Genomic DNA, 14,790 nt, shown 5'->3' with positions numbered 1-14,790 from the left:
GCATATCATCCGTGAATATGCGCTCCGACTCCAGCGTCAAAGCGCCGATCTGCACGTTAAATCGCCGACCGGCGCCTCTAGGACGCTTAATTGAGGTTTTCGACGAGCAGCGCATCTACCCTCTGGAAGCCACGTGGCAACTTGTTACCACGACGCCCACGCTCACCTTTGTAGTGTTCCAGGTCGTCCGCTTTCAGTGACAAGGTACGTTTTCCGGCCTGCAGCACCAGCGTGGCGCCCTCCGGTATGACGGCGATGTCCGTGACATATTCTTCGCGACTGGCCACGCGCTCACCGGAAATTCCGATGATTTTGTTGCCTTTGCCCTTACCTAATTGTGGCAGATCGCTGATTTTGAAGATCAGCAGGCGACCTTCGGTGGTCACCGATGCCAGCCAGTTCTGCTCACGATCGGCCACCGGACGCGGCAAGATCACCTTGGCGTTGTTCGGCAGGCTCAACAGTGCCTTGCCTGCCTTGTTCTTGGCCTGCAGGTCTTCACCCTTGACCACAAAACCGTAGCCGGCGTCGGATGCGATGACGTACAGCGCATCGTCTTCCGGCATCAGCACACATTCGAAGCTGGCGCCCGGCGGCGGCGTCAGACGACCGGTCAGCGGTTCGCCCTGGCCACGGGCCGATGGCAAGGTATGCGCAGCGACCGAGTAGCTGCGGCCAGTGGAATCGATAAACACGGCAAACTGGTTGGAGCGCCCTGCCGCCAGGGCCTTGAATCCATCCCCAGCCTTGTAGGAAAGCCCCGTGGCATCGATCTCGTGGCCTTTGGCGGAACGCACCCAGCCTTTTTCCGACAGGACAACCGTGACTTTTTCGTTGGGCAGCAGCTCGGTTTCTGTCAGCGCCTTGGCTTCCGCGCGCTCGACGATAGGCGAGCGACGGTCGTCGCCATAGGTTTCGGCGTCCTTGATCAGCTCGCTGCGCACCAGTTTCTTCAACTTGGCTTCGCTGCTCAGCAAGGCTTGCAGCTTGGCTTGCTCCTTAAGCAGTTCATCCTGCTCGGCGCGCAGCTTCATTTCTTCCAGGCGCGCCAACTGACGCAACCGGGTGTCGAGAATGTAATCAGCCTGGATTTCGCTCAGGGCGAAACGCTCGATCAGCTTGGCCCGTGGATGCTCCTCGGTGCGGATGATGTGGATCACTTCATCCAGATTGAGGTAGGCAATCAGCAAACCGTCCAACAGGTGCAGGCGACGCTCGACCTTATCGAGACGGAATTGCAGGCGGCGACGAACGGTCTGTACCCGGAACTCCAGCCACTCCACCAGCAAGGCGCGCAGGTTCTTCAGCTGTGGCTTGCCGTCGAGGCCGATGATATTGACGTTGACCCGGTAGCTGGACTCCAGATCAGTGGTGGCGAACAAGTGCTGCATCAGTGCGTCATGATCAACGCGGCTGTTGACCGGAATGATCACGATGCGGCATGGGTTCTCGTGGTCCGATTCGTCGCGCAAGTCGGCGACCTGCGGCGCTTTCGACGGTTTTGCCTGCATCATCGCGGCAATCTGCTCCAGGACCTTGGCCCCGGAGACCTGGTGCGGCAGCGCCGTGACGACGATGTCGCCGTCTTCGATGTGGTAAACGGCACGCATGCGTACCGAGCCCCGACCGGATTCGTAGATTTTCAGCAGGTCGGCACGCGGCGTGATGATTTCCGCTTCGGTCGGGTAATCCGGCCCCTGGATGTGTTCACAGAGCTGCTCGACGCTCGCCTTGGGCTCATCGAGCAAGCGCACGCAGGCACTGGCGACTTCCCGCAGGTTGTGCGGCGGCACGTCGGTGGCCATACCCACGGCGATACCCGTGGTGCCGTTGAGCAGGATATTCGGCAAACGTGCTGGCAGAACCAGCGGCTCGTCGAGGGTGCCGTCGAAGTTCGGGCCCCAGTCTGCGGTGCCCTGCCCCAGTTCGCTGAGCAGTACTTCCGAATAGCGCGACAGGCGCGCCTCGGTGTATCGCATCGCGGCGAAGGATTTGGGATCGTCCGGCGCACCCCAGTTACCCTGGCCGTCCACCAGCGTGTAGCGGTAGCTGAACGGCTGGGCCATCAGCACCATGGCTTCATAGCAGGCCGAGTCGCCGTGGGGGTGGAATTTACCGAGCACGTCACCGACGGTACGCGCCGATTTCTTGTGCTTGGAGTCGGCGTCCAGCCCCAATTCGCTCATGGCGTAGACGATGCGCCGTTGTACCGGCTTCAGGCCGTCGCCGATATGCGGCAAGGCACGGTCCATGATCACGTACATGGAGTAGTTGAGGTAGGCATTTTCGGTGAAGTCAGCCAGCGATCGGCGTTCTACGCCATCTAAGCTGTCTGCAAGGATGTCGCTCATGCGGGCCTCATCGGTTCGTTGTCTGGCGCAGCAGCATGGTGCCACCGCGCTGGGTAAATTCAAGTTTGTTCAGCGCGCTCATGCCGAGCAGCACCTGATCGCCATGCAGGCCGGGCGCCACCAGTGCGCGGACGTCCCGCAGCACGATGTCGCCCAACTGCAGGCTTTCGATACGGGTGCGATAGCCCTGGCTCAGACCATTGGCCGTGCTCAGGGTCACACCAAAACCTTCTTCGAGCTTCAAGCGCTTGGCCAGCTCCGCTGGGATCGATACATCGGTCGCCCCGGTGTCGAGCATGAACTCAACCGGCTGACCGTTAATCTGGCCGTTGGCGACAAAATGCCCCTGGGCATTGCCAAGCAGTTTCACCTCGACAAAGCCTTCGCCCTGCTGCGAACTGAGCATCGCATTGGGATTTTGCTGTCGTTCTTCCCATTGCCCGAAAAACCGCGTCGCCAAAAACAACGCCGCACACCAGGCCAGCACCATCAATACCCGACCGGCGCGTTTACCTGGCGGTTGCTGAGTCATGGCTTGGCACTCCAGCCACCGTCCGGCGCGGCAAAGCGCCAGACAATCGGCCTGACCTCGCCATCGGCGCGAGCACCGGTATTGTTGTCGATACCGATCCAGGCGCCCTCGGCGTCCACGACCAATGCTTCCGCCAGCCCGAAAGGTTGTGGATAACGACGATTTTCCTGCAACGCCTCATCAGCGTACGACCAGCAGCGCTCGACCTTGGCCGTCACGGTATCGCGACGGCAAATCTCGAACGCGTTGCGCTCCAGGGTAAATAGCTTGCCGTTGAACAGCGACAGGTCGGCAAAATCCCGGGGCATCGCCCTGGCGTGGGGAAATTGTGCTGGCTGCATTTCCTTTCCGGCTTCGCTCAGCAATACACAGCCGCCATCGCAGTCCCAAACGGATTGCTTTCGCTTGATCAGCAGCAACCCGCGACTCTCGCGCTCGGCGGCCAACCACAATTGGTCGCCTTCAGGGCTGATCGCCAGCCCTTCGAACAGCGCGTTGAAGCGCAGCAACAGGCCACTGGCCCGCGCTTCACGAACCATAAGCGGCGAAATCTTCAGCCAGGATGTCGGCCCCGTTGGCGGAATTTGCAAGACCGCCGCGTGTGCTTCGCTGACCACATAGCGATTGCCGGCGCTGTCGCAGGTGATGCCTTCGAAATCCAGGTCGCCGCCGCGTACGAACGACGCCAGCCAGGCACGGGAACGCAGGCCCCAGGGCAAACCGCTGTCAGGCACCGCAGGTACACCGATACCCACCGCTTCAGCCTGCCAGACGCCGTCGCCGGTTTGGAGGCGATAAATCTGGTCGTCGTCGCGATCGGAAACCGTCCACAGCTCCTTTCCACACTGGGCAAGCCCCGAGAGGTTGCCGCCGCGCATACCGTCGATGGCATGTTCGGACAACATTCGTAGCTGCGGTGTCGGCTCGGCAGACACCGTGATCGAGGTCAGCAGCAACGCACACGCCAGGGCAAAGCCCAGCCGCATCAGCCCAGAACCTCAGCCAGGTTGCCCTTGGACTCCAGCCAGTTCTTGCGGTCGCCGGCGCGTTTTTTCGCCAGCAGCATGTCCATGATTTCCGAGGTCGCTTCGAAATCGTCCAGTGTCAGTTGCACCAGGCGCCGGGTGTTCGGGTCCATGGTGGTTTCGCGCAGCTGCGGTGGGTTCATTTCACCCAGACCTTTGAATCGGGTGACCTGCGGCTTGCCGCGTTTCTTCTCGGCCACCAGGCGATCGAGAATCCCGTCGCGTTCGGCTTCGTCCAGGGCGTAGTAGATTTCTTTGCCCAGGTCGATGCGGTACAGCGGCGGCATGGCGACATAGACGTGACCGGCATCGACCAGCGCACGGAAGTGCTGGACGAACAAGGCACAGAGCAAGGTTGCGATGTGCAGGCCGTCGGAGTCGGCGTCGGCGAGGATGCAGATCTTGCCGTAGCGCAGCTGGCTCATGTCCGCCGCGCCCGGATCGACACCGATGGCTACCGCGATGTTGTGCACTTCCTGGCTGGCCAATACTTCGCTGCCGTCGACTTCCCAAGTGTTGAGGATCTTGCCGCGCAACGGCAGGATCGCCTGGAACTCTTTATCCCGCGCCTGCTTGGCCGAACCACCGGCGGAATCACCCTCCACCAGGAACAGCTCGGAACGCATCGGGTCTTGCCCTGCGCAATCGGCGAGTTTGCCCGGCAGCGCCGGCCCCTGAGTAATGCGCTTGCGCTCGACCTTCTTGCTGGCCTTCAGACGACGACCGGCATTGTTGATCGCCAGTTCGGCCAGCATCAGGCCGGTTTCCGGGTTGGCGTTGAGCCACAGGCTGAAGGCGTCTTTGACCACACCGGACACGAACGCCGCCGCTTCGCGGGACGATAAACGTTCCTTGGTCTGGCCGGAGAATTGCGGCTCCTGCATCTTCATCGACAGCACGAACGCGATGCGCTCCCAGACGTCTTCCGGCGCCAGCTTCACACCGCGAGGCAACAGGCTGCGGAATTCACAGAACTCGCGCATGGCATCGAGCAAGCCTTGACGCAGGCCGTTGACGTGGGTACCACCCTGAGCGGTCGGGATCAGGTTGACGTAGCTTTCCTGCACCGCGTCGCCACCTTCGGGCAACCACAGCAGCGCCCAATCCACCGCTTCCTTGTTACCGGCCAGGCTGCCGCAGAACGGCTCGTCCGGCAGACGTTCGAAGCCACTGACCGCATCCACCAGATAGGAGCGCAGGCCGTCTTCGTAATGCCATTCGACTTTCTCGCCGGTGCCTTTGTCTTCGAAGCTGACCAGCAGCCCCGGGCACAGTACAGCCTTGGCCTTGAGCACATGCTTGAGGCGGCTGATGGAAAATTTCGGTGAATCGAAGTATTTCGGGTCCGGGGCAAAGTACACGCTGGTGCCGGTGTTGCGCTTACCCACGGTGCCGACGATTTCCAGTTCGCTGGCCTTGAAACCGTCGGCGAAGGTCATCTGGTATTCGTTGCCGTCACGCTTTACACGCACGCGGACTTCGGTCGACAGGGCGTTGACCACCGAAATACCCACACCGTGCAAACCGCCGGAGAATTGGTAGTTCTTGTTGGAAAATTTGCCACCGGCATGCAGCTTGGTAAGGATCAGTTCGACGCCCGACACGCCTTCTTCGGGGTGAATGTCCACCGGCATGCCGCGGCCGTCATCGCTGACTTCCAGCGAATGATCGGCGTGCAGGATGACCTGCACCGATTTGGCGTGCCCGGCCAAGGCTTCATCGACACTGTTATCGATGACTTCCTGGGCGAGGTGGTTCGGCCGACTGGTGTCGGTGTACATGCCGGGGCGCTTGCGCACCGGGTCGAGGCCCGAGAGGACTTCGATGGCGTCGGCGTTATAAGAGCTAGCGCTGGGAGTGGCCATGGGGTCTCGTCGTCCTTCAGTGAAAAGTGGTTCAGTGAAAAAAAATTCAATCTAAAAAGGGCCGTGTCACAGTGTCGTGAAATCAATGGCCTGATACGCATCCGCGCCAATGCCGGCAAAACTCAACATCGCCGGCATCTGTGTGGCGAACCCCTGGAAACTATGATCGCCGCCCGCCTGGATACGCAAGGCACAGGCTCGGTAATACTGCTGGGCGAGGCGATAGTCCAGCGTCTCGTCACCGGTCTGCAACCAAACCTGATAGCGATGCGGGTCCTGCGGTGGCGGCACTTCCAGTTCGGCCAGGGCCGCCACGTGGTCGTGGGTCAGTTCCCAGGCTTCATCGGTATACAGGTTTTTCTGTGTACCCAGAAATCCGTCAAACATCCGGTGCGGACTGACGGCAGGGTTGATCAACAGGGCCTTCAGGCCATGGCGCTCGGCCAGGTGAGTCGCATAGTAGCCGCCGAGCGAGCTGCCGACCAGCAATGGCCGACCGAGCTCGGCAATCGCCTGTTCCAGCTGGCCAATGGCCTCGCGGGGATGGTGATGCAAGGCCGGCACGCGCAAATGATCGCTCAAGCCCAGCCGCTCCATCACCTGGCTCAACTGAGTGGCCTTTTTCGACGCAGGCGCGCTGTTGAAACCGTGGATATAAAGGATCGAGCCGGACATTTGAACTCCCTGTGCTTCGGGTAAAGAAGGCGGAGTTTACAGGGTGTCGGAGCGAGTTGGGGACCAGTAACCATGGAAATGAACATGCCCCTTGTAGGAGCACGGCTTGCCGGCGATGGCGTCATTGAAATCGCTATCGCCGGCAAGCCGTGCTCCTACAGAGAGCGACGCCATCAATATCCGTTGGAGCCGTAATCGATCTGGAAGTCGAATCCGGTCACCCGCTCCACACCGGTTTCCAGCTGCCCATCCGGCAACAACCGCAACCAGCGATACCCCGGTGCCTGCTCGCCCACTTTGAAATCGTCGCTGCCCGGTTCGAATTGAATGCAGGTCGACGGCGATGCAATCAGACGCACGCCATTACGCCATTGATCAATCTCCTGATGCACATGCCCCCACAGCACGGCGCGCGCCTGCGGAAAACGATCCAGCACTTCGAAAAAAGCGTCCGGGTTGCGCAATCCGATAGGCTCCATCCATGCACAGCCGATCGACACCGGGTGATGGTGCAAGCACACCAGATGATGCCGCTCAGGTGCCTCACTCAATGAGCGGGCCAGCAACTGCAACTGCTCATTATGCAAATACCCCGGCACCGAGCCCGGTACCGCCGAATCAAGCATCGTCACCCGCCAGTTGCCGATATCCACGACCGGTTCCAGCAAAGCACTTTGCATTGCAGCCTCGGCCATGACCTGTGGCTCGTCGTGATTACCGGGAATCCAGCGCGCCGGTGCATTGAGCTGGCGGGTCAGTTCGCGAAACAGTTGGTAAGACGCAAGCGTACCGTCCTGAGATAAATCTCCAGTGGCCAGGATCAAATCAATCCGGGATTGCTGCGCGTGCACCTGCTCGATGACGGCTTGCAGGCTGTCGCGGGTATTCATGCCCAGCAACGTGCCATCCGCCTCGGCAAACAAGTGACTATCGGACAGTTGCACCAGCAACGCCGGATCGGCGGTGGTCAATGTGGATACGCTCGGCAAGGCGTTCTCCCAGGGCGTGATCACGGAAAGGGTCAGTGGCGCAATTATGCTGGGGGACGCTCGAAAGGGGAAACCTGTGAACCTGACACAGTTCACAAGAACGTTAACGTACTACTTCGTACTCATGACCCAGCGCCAGGCAATGGCTCAGCCATTCGCCCAGAAACATGTTCAGTTGAGCCTTTTCGTCGGGCTGATGCATGGAAGCGTTCGGGTAAGGATAGATGCCACGAAAACGTCGCGCATGTTCGGCGCTGACCACTTCGGCCATGCATGCATCGTGATAGACCTGAACTTCCAGTTGCGGCACCGGCAGCCAAGGCAGGCTGTGTTCCTGGCGCACCTGCAAGGTCGTTGTGTAGGGACAGACTTGCAACACCTCCAGCGCCAGCACACCGAGCATCTGGTCGCCATGGGTCACGGCAATGCGCCGTGCCGCCGGTTCGCTGCGCATGTCCGGCAACAGTCGCATCAGACGCGCGTAATTCGCCTCGCAGGACGCTTGCAGCCCCACCAGATCCACCCGATAGCGATCGCGCAGCTTGTTTACGACCATAACCCCCTCACTTCAACGCGGTTCAACGCCAGCCACTGCAAGGCGATGATACTGGCCGCGTTGGCAATACGTCCGTCGCGTACGGCTTGCAGGGCATCTTCAAAGGCCCACACCGTGACGCGGATATCTTCTGCTTCTTCCTCCAGCCCATGCAGGCCGCCAACCCCGTTACTGTCGCAGCGCCCCAGGTACAAATGGACGAATTCGTTGCTACCGCCCGGCGATGGAAAATATTTGGTCATCGGCCACAGCGCCCCGAATACAAGTCCAGCTTCCTCCTGCCCTTCGCGGTGAGCAACTTCTTCCGGCACTTCTTCCTTATCGATCAGACCAGCGACCAGTTCGATCAGCCATGGATTGTCAGTCTTGCCCACGGCACCGACACGAAACTGTTCAATCAGCACCACTTCGTCGCGCTGCGGATCATAAGGCAGCACACAGACCGCATCGTGACGAACGAACACTTCACGGTTGATCTCGCGACTCATGCCCCCGGCAAACAATTCGTGGCGCAAATGCACGCGGTCGAGTTTGTAGAAACCCTCGAAGCATTTTTCGCGCCGCACGATATCCACGGCGGTCGGAATGGCGTTGGCAAAATCAGTCATGAAATCCTCGTGTCTACAATGAGGCTCCAGCCTCGACTTCGCGCCATCCTAACGCGCCCGCGACATTTGATGCAGCCCCTTTCCCGTCAGCGAGATAGACGGTGAGGACGAAACCCACTCTAATTAGCTTAGTGGCGAACTGATTGCCCCGTTGAGAGTCGAAGCGGGTAACTTTTTGCCTTCCCCTGTTTTATAAAGGACGCCCATGTCGCTTTTTAAAATCGCCTCCGTGACTGCAATCGCCCTGACACTGGGGGCCTGCCAAAGTCTGTTTCAGCCGAACTACCGAGCGCCGCTGGAAACCACCCGCGACGCCACCGAACAGCTCAAGCCAGGCTGCAAGGACCAGGATTGCCCCCTGGTCAACATCGACACCGTGCACTTCCCCGACGAACCAGCCCTGGACGGCATCATCGAAAAACGCCTGCTGCAAATGACCCGGACTTCGCCTGACGCCCCGGTAGCACCGACGCTGGCGGCCTACCGTGAGCAGTTTTTGCGCAATGCCGGCCCGCGCAACAGCAGCTACTTGCAAGCCAAGGTACGCGAGCAGCATGACGGACTGGTGATCATCGAGCTGTCCAGTTATCTGGACACCGGCGGCGCCCATGGCACACCGGGTCGAGGCTTCATCAACTATTCACGCCAGCAGCACAAAGTGCTGACGCTGTCGGACATGCTGGTGCCTGGGCAGGAAGAAGCCTTCTGGAAGGCCGCCCAAGTGGCGCACAACAGCTGGTTGATCAGCACCAAGCTCGATCAGGAACCGGAGTTCGTGAAGAGCTGGCCGTTCCAGAAAACCCAGAACGTGGCGCTGACCTATGGCGGGGTGATCCTCAAGTACGAAACCAGCAGCATCGCGCCTTACGCGCTGGGGCACGTCGAACTGAAGATCCCCTACCCTCGCCTGAACGGCATCATCAAGCCTGAGCTGTTTCCCGGCCGTAACTGAAGGCCCGACCCAACACCAGTTGCAGCAGCCCTGCCAGGACCAGTGCCGGCAGGGTTGCACCGACATCCGGATACAGGTTGGCCAGCAGATGATAGGTGCTGATCCCGCCCAGCCAGGCGAGCAGCGCCGGCCAGCGCAACGCGGCTGACGCGACTTGGCCACTGCGCTTGCGCAGGATGAAGTGATCCACCAGCACCACGCCGAACAACGGCGCGAACACCGAACCGATCAACAGCAGGAAGTTCTGGTACTGGGCCAAGGGCGCCAGCAAGGCGATCAAGGTGCAAACCACACCGATGGCCAGTGCCAGGTGCTCAACCTTCATGCGTAACAGAATGCCGCTGGACACTGCCGCCGAGTGAATATCGGCAAAAGCGTTTTCCGATTCATCCAGCAGAATCAGCAGCAACGGAATCCCCAGGCCGGCACCGGCCAGCGCCAACAGCAATGCATTGACTTCACCGCTCGGCGCAAACGCCAAGGTGTAGGCCACGCCCAGGCTCATCAGCCAGAAGTTACCGATGAAGAAGCCGACGGCGGTGCCACCGAAGACGTTTTTCGCCCGCTTGCCGAAACGCGAGTAGTCGGCGATCAATGGCAGCCAGGACAGCGGCATGGCGATGGCGATGTCGAAACCCACGGCGAACGGCATCGAACCGTCGCCGGCTTGTGCCCAAAGAGCCGCCAGATCGGCTTTGGCAAACAGGTTCCAGGTCAGCCAGGTGCACGCGGCCAGCAGCAGCCAGATACCCCACTTGCGCAGGATCTGCCGTACGAAGGTCAACGGGCCACTGACGGCCAGCAAGGTCGCCAGTGCTCCGAAGAACAAAGTCCACAACACTGGACTGGACAGCAGACTGCCCTCACTGAACGCGCGGGCGCCCAACAGGCTGGCGGCATCGCGCATGACGATGATTTCGAACGAACCCCAACCGATCAGCTGCAGCAGGTTCAGCACCGCCGGCAGGCTCGCGCCCTTGGCGCCGAGGCTGAGCTTGAGCGCGGCCATCGACGAAAGGCCGGTGTCGCTACCGATCACGCCGACTGCCGCCAGCAACAGCACGCCGACCAGCGTGCCAAGGAAAATCGCCAGCAACGAACCGGACAGACCAAGACCGGGCGCGAGCAACGCACCGGTCTGCAGGACCATCAGGCCGATGCCGAGGGAAAACCACAGGGAAAACAGATCGCGGCCGCCGAAGACACGTTTGTCGGTGGGCACGGCGACATCAGGTGAATACGTACTGGGTTGAATGCTCAAGGGTGTTATCTCAGAGGAACATTGTTCGGTTTGTTGTGCGCCCTGTAGGAGCCGGCTTGCTGGCGATAGCGGCATCTGATGCACCGCGTCGCGATTGATCGCCAGCAAGCCGGCTCCTACGGTCTATGTGCTGGCATCAGACTTTCTGGTACAGCTGACTGCCTTCCTGTTTGAAGCGCTCGGCCTGTTCGGCCATGCCCTGAGCGACGTCCACGTCCACTGCGTCGATCCGCTGGTTGGCCGCGTACTCTCGGACTTCCTGGGTGATTTTCATCGAGCAGAACTTCGGCCCGCACATGGAGCAGAAGTGCGCGACCTTGGCCGAATCCTTCGGCAGGGTCTCATCGTGATACGAACGGGCAGTGTCCGGATCCAGGCCCAGGTTGAACTGGTCCTCCCAACGGAATTCGAAACGCGCCTTGCTCAGCGCATTGTCGCGGATCTGCGCCCCCGGGTGCCCTTTGGCCAGATCGGCGGCATGGGCGGCGATCTTGTAGGTGATGATCCCGGTCTTCACGTCATCTTTGTTCGGCAGGCCCAAGTGTTCCTTCGGCGTCACGTAGCAGAGCATCGCGCAACCGAACCAGCCGATCATCGCGGCACCGATGCCGGAGGTGATGTGGTCGTAGCCTGGTGCAATATCGGTGGTCAGCGGGCCGAGAGTGTAGAACGGCGCCTCGTCGCAGCATTCAAGCTGCTTGTCCATGTTCTCTTTGATCAACTGCATCGGCACGTGGCCTGGGCCTTCGATCATGCATTGCACGTCATGCTTCCAGGCAATCTTGGTCAGCTCGCCGAGGGTCTCCAGCTCGCCGAATTGCGCTTCGTCGTTGGCGTCGGCAATCGAGCCCGGACGCAAGCCATCGCCCAGCGAGAAGCTGACGTCGTAGGCCTTCATGATTTCGCAAATGTCTTCGAAATGGGTGTAGAGGAAGTTCTCCTTGTGATGCGCCAGGCACCACTTGGCCATGATCGAACCACCACGGGAGACGATGCCGGTCACGCGTTTGGCGGTCATCGGCACGTAGCGCAGCAATACGCCGGCGTGGATGGTGAAGTAATCGACGCCTTGCTCGGCTTGCTCGATCAGCGTGTCGCGGAACAGCTCCCAAGTCAGGTCTTCAGCGACGCCGCCAACCTTTTCCAGGGCCTGGTAGATCGGTACGGTGCCGATCGGGACCGGCGAGTTGCGGATGATCCACTCGCGGGTTTCGTGAATGTGCTTGCCGGTGGACAAATCCATGACCGTGTCCGAACCCCAGCGAATGCCCCAGGTCAATTTCGCCACTTCTTCTTCGATGGACGAACCCAAGGCGCTGTTGCCGATGTTGCCGTTGATCTTCACCAGGAAGTTACGGCCGATGATCATCGGTTCCAGTTCGGTGTGGTTGATGTTGGCCGGAATGATCGCGCGACCGCGAGCGATCTCGTCGCGGACGAATTCGGGGGTGATGATTTTCGGCACGCTGGCGCCGAAGCTGTGGCCAGCGTGTTGCTGATCCAGCAGGCCGGCGGCGCGGGCCACTTCCAGCTTCATGTTTTCGCGGATGGCGACGTATTCCATCTCGGCGGTGATGATGCCTTGGCGGGCGTAGTGCATCTGAGTGACGTTGGCCCCGGCCTTGGCACGACGCGGGTTGTTGACGTGGGCAAAGCGCAGCTTGGTCAGTTCCGGATCGGCGAGGCGCTCCTGGCCGAAGTTCGAGCTCAGGCCGCTCAGGCGTTCGGTATCGCCGCGGGACTCGATCCATGGCGAACGCACGTCGGCCAGGCCTTTGCGTACGTCGATGATGACGTTGGGGTCGGTGTACGGGCCGGAAGTGTCATAGACCGTGACAGGTGCATTGACCTCGCCGCCGAAGTCGGTCGGCGTCACGTCGAGGCTGATTTCACGCATGGGCACGCGAATGTCCGGGCGAGTGCCCTGCACATAGATTTTTTGCGAGCGGGTAAACGGCTGAACCGATTGCTGATCGACCTTGGCCGAGTCACTCAGGTTGGTGGCGATTTTTTCTTTTATGGTCATCACGGGTCTCCAGACAGCATCCAGGCAGTGGAATTTTGTCGGAGTGAACCTGTAACGAATGGACGCACGTGGACTGGGAAAACCAGCTGTGCTGTGCTCAGTGCTCGAGGGGTGTTCGATTGTCGAACAACATCCCGGACGAAGCACAAGAGGACTCGCCGGGTGACGAGAAATCTTGTTCCCTACGCAGGCGCTAACCTGATCAGGTTCAACGGGATCCGAAATTATTCGATCTCAGCCTCATAGCAAGGCACCCCGACAAGAACGTCGCCAGTCTAGACACAACTGGCACAGAACGCCAACACCACGATAAACACCATGATGAATGGCGTAATTGCTGGATTGTTGCGCAGCGAACGCACAACTACACTCGCAACGCCATGCTGCGCATTGACGCTGTATGTGCCGCGCCGTAGCCTTGGCGCTCAAATTATCAGTGTAATTTCAGGGATCGCCTCATGCTGCGCAAACTCTCACTGGCCCTCGCCGTGTCTTGTGCGTCCAACGGAATGGCCTGGGCAGAAGAAGCGCCCTTATCGACCAAAACCGATCTGGTCAGCGTCTATCAGGAAGCGGTGGACAACAACGCCGACCTCGCCGCCGCCGTCGCTCAGTATGGCGCCCAGAAAGAAGTCGTGCCTCAAGCCCGCGCCGGGTTGCTGCCCAACCTGTCGGGCGGTTCCAATGTCACTGGCGTGCGCACCTCGATCAACCAGCCTTCAGCCACCGCCAACCGCGATGCTCACTCGTATCAGGCTACGCTGGCGCAACCGCTGTTCCGTGCCGATCGCTGGTTCCAGTTCCAGGCTGCCAAGGATGTGAACGAACAGGCCGCCCTGCAACTGTCGGCGACCCAACAGAACCTGATCCTGCAAACCGCCGACACCTATTTCAACGTGCTGCGCAGCCAGGACAACCTGGCCTCGACCAAGGCGGAAGAAGCCGCGTTCAAACGTCAGCTTGATCAGTCTAATGAGCGCTTCGATGTCGGCCTTTCAGACAAGACCGATGTACTGAACTCACAAGCCAGCTACGACACCGCGCGGGCCAACCGCATCGTCGCGCAGCGTCAGGTGGATGATGCTTTCGAAGCCTTGGTCACCCTGACCAACCGTCGATACAACTCAATCCAGGGCATCAAGCACAGCCTGCCGATCCTTCCACCCGCGCCAAACGACGCCAAGGCCTGGGTCGAAACAGCCGCCCAACAGAACCTCAATCTGTTGGCCAGCAACTACGCGGTCAGCGCCGCCGAGCAGACCATCAAGCAGCGCAAGGCCGGCCACGCACCGACTGTCGATGCGGTGGCCAAATACGAGAAGGGCGACAACGATGCCCTGGGCTTCAGTAACCCGAATGGCTTCCCACAACCGTACAGTGGCCCCGTCGAGCAAACGTCGGTGGGGCTGCAACTGAACATTCCGATCTACAGCGGCGGCCTGATCAATTCCCAGGTCCGCCAGTCGTACGCCCAACTGGATCAGACCGAGCAGCAACGCGAATCCCTGCGCCGGTCCATCGTGCAAAACACCCGCGACCTGCACCGCGCGGTGAACACTGACGTCGAGCAGGTGCAGGCGCGCAAGCAGTCGATCATCTCCAACCAGAGCGCGGTGGAAGCGACCGAAATCGGCTATCAGGTGGGAACACGCAACATCGTCGACGTGCTGGATGCGCAACGCTCGCTGTACACCTCGGTGCGTGACTACAACAACACGCGCTACGACTACATCCTCGACAACCTGCGCCTGAAACAACAGGCTGGCACGTTGAACCCGGGTGACCTGCAAGACCTGGCGCGCTGGCTCAAGCCTGACTACAACCCGGACAAGGATTTCCTGCCGCCGGACCTGGCCAAGGCTGCGGCTGAACAGCTGAAAGTCAGACCTTGAGAAAACCAACGTAGGAGCAAAGCTTGCTCGCGATAGCGATCTCAAGGACGCCATCGCG

The 14,790-nt window shown here is 60.2% G+C and carries 12 protein-coding genes and 1 riboswitch; of the genes, 2 read left to right on the top strand and 10 right to left on the bottom strand.

Going from position 1 to position 14,790, the window contains the following annotated elements; translation table 11 throughout:
* Positions 1–86: 86 nt before the first annotated feature.
* The 8 genes from parC to ABTV22_RS02330 form a co-directional block, all read right to left on the bottom strand.
* Positions 87–2,351, bottom strand: a complete 2,265-nt coding sequence (gene parC, locus ABTV22_RS02365; protein WP_433738388.1) for a DNA topoisomerase IV subunit A — start codon at positions 2,349–2,351, stop codon at positions 87–89.
* A 7-nt stretch (positions 2,352–2,358) separates the two neighbouring features.
* A complete protein-coding gene (locus ABTV22_RS02360; protein ID WP_433738387.1) occupies positions 2,359–2,883 on the bottom strand; it encodes a retropepsin-like aspartic protease family protein in 525 nt (174 codons plus the stop codon).
* On the bottom strand, positions 2,880–3,869 hold the full coding sequence (locus ABTV22_RS02355; protein ID WP_433738386.1) for an esterase-like activity of phytase family protein: 990 nt from the start codon (positions 3,867–3,869) through the stop codon (positions 2,880–2,882). The genes ABTV22_RS02360 and ABTV22_RS02355 overlap by 4 nt, the downstream gene beginning before the upstream one ends.
* Positions 3,869–5,773 carry a DNA topoisomerase IV subunit B gene (gene parE / locus ABTV22_RS02350; protein WP_433738385.1) on the bottom strand — a complete coding sequence of 635 codons (1,905 nt, stop codon included), beginning with the start codon at positions 5,771–5,773 and terminating at the stop codon, positions 3,869–3,871. Before parE ends, ABTV22_RS02355 begins: the two co-directional genes overlap by 1 nt.
* 66 nt (positions 5,774–5,839) lie before the next feature.
* Positions 5,840–6,448: a YqiA/YcfP family alpha/beta fold hydrolase gene (locus tag ABTV22_RS02345; RefSeq protein WP_433738384.1), complete on the bottom strand. Its 609-nt coding sequence runs from the start codon at positions 6,446–6,448 to the stop codon at positions 5,840–5,842.
* Between the two features lie 173 nt (positions 6,449–6,621).
* Complete coding sequence (gene cpdA, locus ABTV22_RS02340) at positions 6,622–7,437, bottom strand: 3',5'-cyclic-AMP phosphodiesterase (RefSeq protein ID WP_433741274.1); 816 nt, start codon at positions 7,435–7,437, stop codon at positions 6,622–6,624.
* 103 nt (positions 7,438–7,540) lie between these two features.
* Positions 7,541–7,993, bottom strand: coding sequence for a DUF1249 domain-containing protein (locus ABTV22_RS02335; RefSeq protein ID WP_008063540.1), 453 nt, complete (start codon positions 7,991–7,993; stop codon positions 7,541–7,543).
* The gene (locus ABTV22_RS02330; RefSeq protein WP_433738383.1) at positions 7,984–8,601 is read right to left on the bottom strand and encodes an NUDIX domain-containing protein; all 618 of its coding nucleotides are present in this window, start codon (positions 8,599–8,601) and stop codon (positions 7,984–7,986) included. The genes ABTV22_RS02335 and ABTV22_RS02330 overlap by 10 nt, the downstream gene beginning before the upstream one ends.
* Before the next feature lie 205 nt (positions 8,602–8,806).
* Between ABTV22_RS02330 and ABTV22_RS02325 the strand changes: the two genes are divergently transcribed.
* Positions 8,807–9,553 carry an RsiV family protein gene (locus tag ABTV22_RS02325; RefSeq protein ID WP_433738382.1) on the top strand — a complete coding sequence of 249 codons (747 nt, stop codon included), beginning with the start codon at positions 8,807–8,809 and terminating at the stop codon, positions 9,551–9,553.
* On the opposite strand, the gene cytX is transcribed toward ABTV22_RS02325, so the two are convergent.
* Together cytX and thiC are read right to left on the bottom strand one after the other, a co-directional pair.
* On the bottom strand, positions 9,522–10,814 hold the full coding sequence (gene cytX, locus ABTV22_RS02320) for a putative hydroxymethylpyrimidine transporter CytX (protein ID WP_433738381.1): 1,293 nt from the start codon (positions 10,812–10,814) through the stop codon (positions 9,522–9,524). The genes ABTV22_RS02325 and cytX overlap by 32 nt on opposite strands.
* A 136-nt stretch (positions 10,815–10,950) precedes the next feature.
* Complete coding sequence (thiC, locus tag ABTV22_RS02315; protein WP_433738380.1) at positions 10,951–12,840, bottom strand: phosphomethylpyrimidine synthase ThiC; 1,890 nt, start codon at positions 12,838–12,840, stop codon at positions 10,951–10,953.
* A 162-nt stretch (positions 12,841–13,002) separates the two neighbouring features.
* Positions 13,003–13,108, bottom strand: a riboswitch (TPP riboswitch).
* 190 nt (positions 13,109–13,298) lie between these two features.
* Here thiC and ABTV22_RS02310 point away from each other — a divergent pair.
* Entirely contained in the window at positions 13,299–14,732 is a 1,434-nt protein-coding gene (locus ABTV22_RS02310) for a TolC family outer membrane protein (protein ID WP_433738379.1), read from the top strand.
* The last annotated feature ends 58 nt before the right edge of the window (positions 14,733–14,790 follow it).

Origin of the sequence: Pseudomonas putida (assembly GCF_050990305.1) — a bacterium.
Classification (GTDB): domain Bacteria; phylum Pseudomonadota; class Gammaproteobacteria; order Pseudomonadales; family Pseudomonadaceae; genus Aquipseudomonas; species Aquipseudomonas putida_AH.
This window is presented reverse-complemented; position numbering and strand designations above follow the sequence as displayed.

What these genes read in the sequence shown, in the direction of transcription:
- parC (WP_433738388.1), bottom strand. Translation starts at nt 2,351, where the DNA reads ATGAGCGACATCCTTGCAGACAGCTTAGATGGCGTAGAACGCCGATCG.
- ABTV22_RS02360 (WP_433738387.1), bottom strand. Translation starts at nt 2,883, where the DNA reads ATGACTCAGCAACCGCCAGGTAAACGCGCCGGTCGGGTATTGATGGTG.
- ABTV22_RS02355 (WP_433738386.1), bottom strand. Translation starts at nt 3,869, where the DNA reads ATGCGGCTGGGCTTTGCCCTGGCGTGTGCGTTGCTGCTGACCTCGATC.
- parE (WP_433738385.1), bottom strand. Translation starts at nt 5,773, where the DNA reads ATGGCCACTCCCAGCGCTAGCTCTTATAACGCCGACGCCATCGAAGTC.
- ABTV22_RS02345 (WP_433738384.1), bottom strand. Translation starts at nt 6,448, where the DNA reads ATGTCCGGCTCGATCCTTTATATCCACGGTTTCAACAGCGCGCCTGCG.
- ABTV22_RS02335 (WP_008063540.1), bottom strand. Translation starts at nt 7,993, where the DNA reads ATGGTCGTAAACAAGCTGCGCGATCGCTATCGGGTGGATCTGGTGGGG.
- ABTV22_RS02330 (WP_433738383.1), bottom strand. Translation starts at nt 8,601, where the DNA reads ATGACTGATTTTGCCAACGCCATTCCGACCGCCGTGGATATCGTGCGG.
- ABTV22_RS02325 (WP_433738382.1), top strand. Translation starts at nt 8,807, where the DNA reads ATGTCGCTTTTTAAAATCGCCTCCGTGACTGCAATCGCCCTGACACTG.
- thiC (WP_433738380.1), bottom strand. Translation starts at nt 12,840, where the DNA reads ATGACCATAAAAGAAAAAATCGCCACCAACCTGAGTGACTCGGCCAAG.
- ABTV22_RS02310 (WP_433738379.1), top strand. Translation starts at nt 13,299, where the DNA reads ATGCTGCGCAAACTCTCACTGGCCCTCGCCGTGTCTTGTGCGTCCAAC.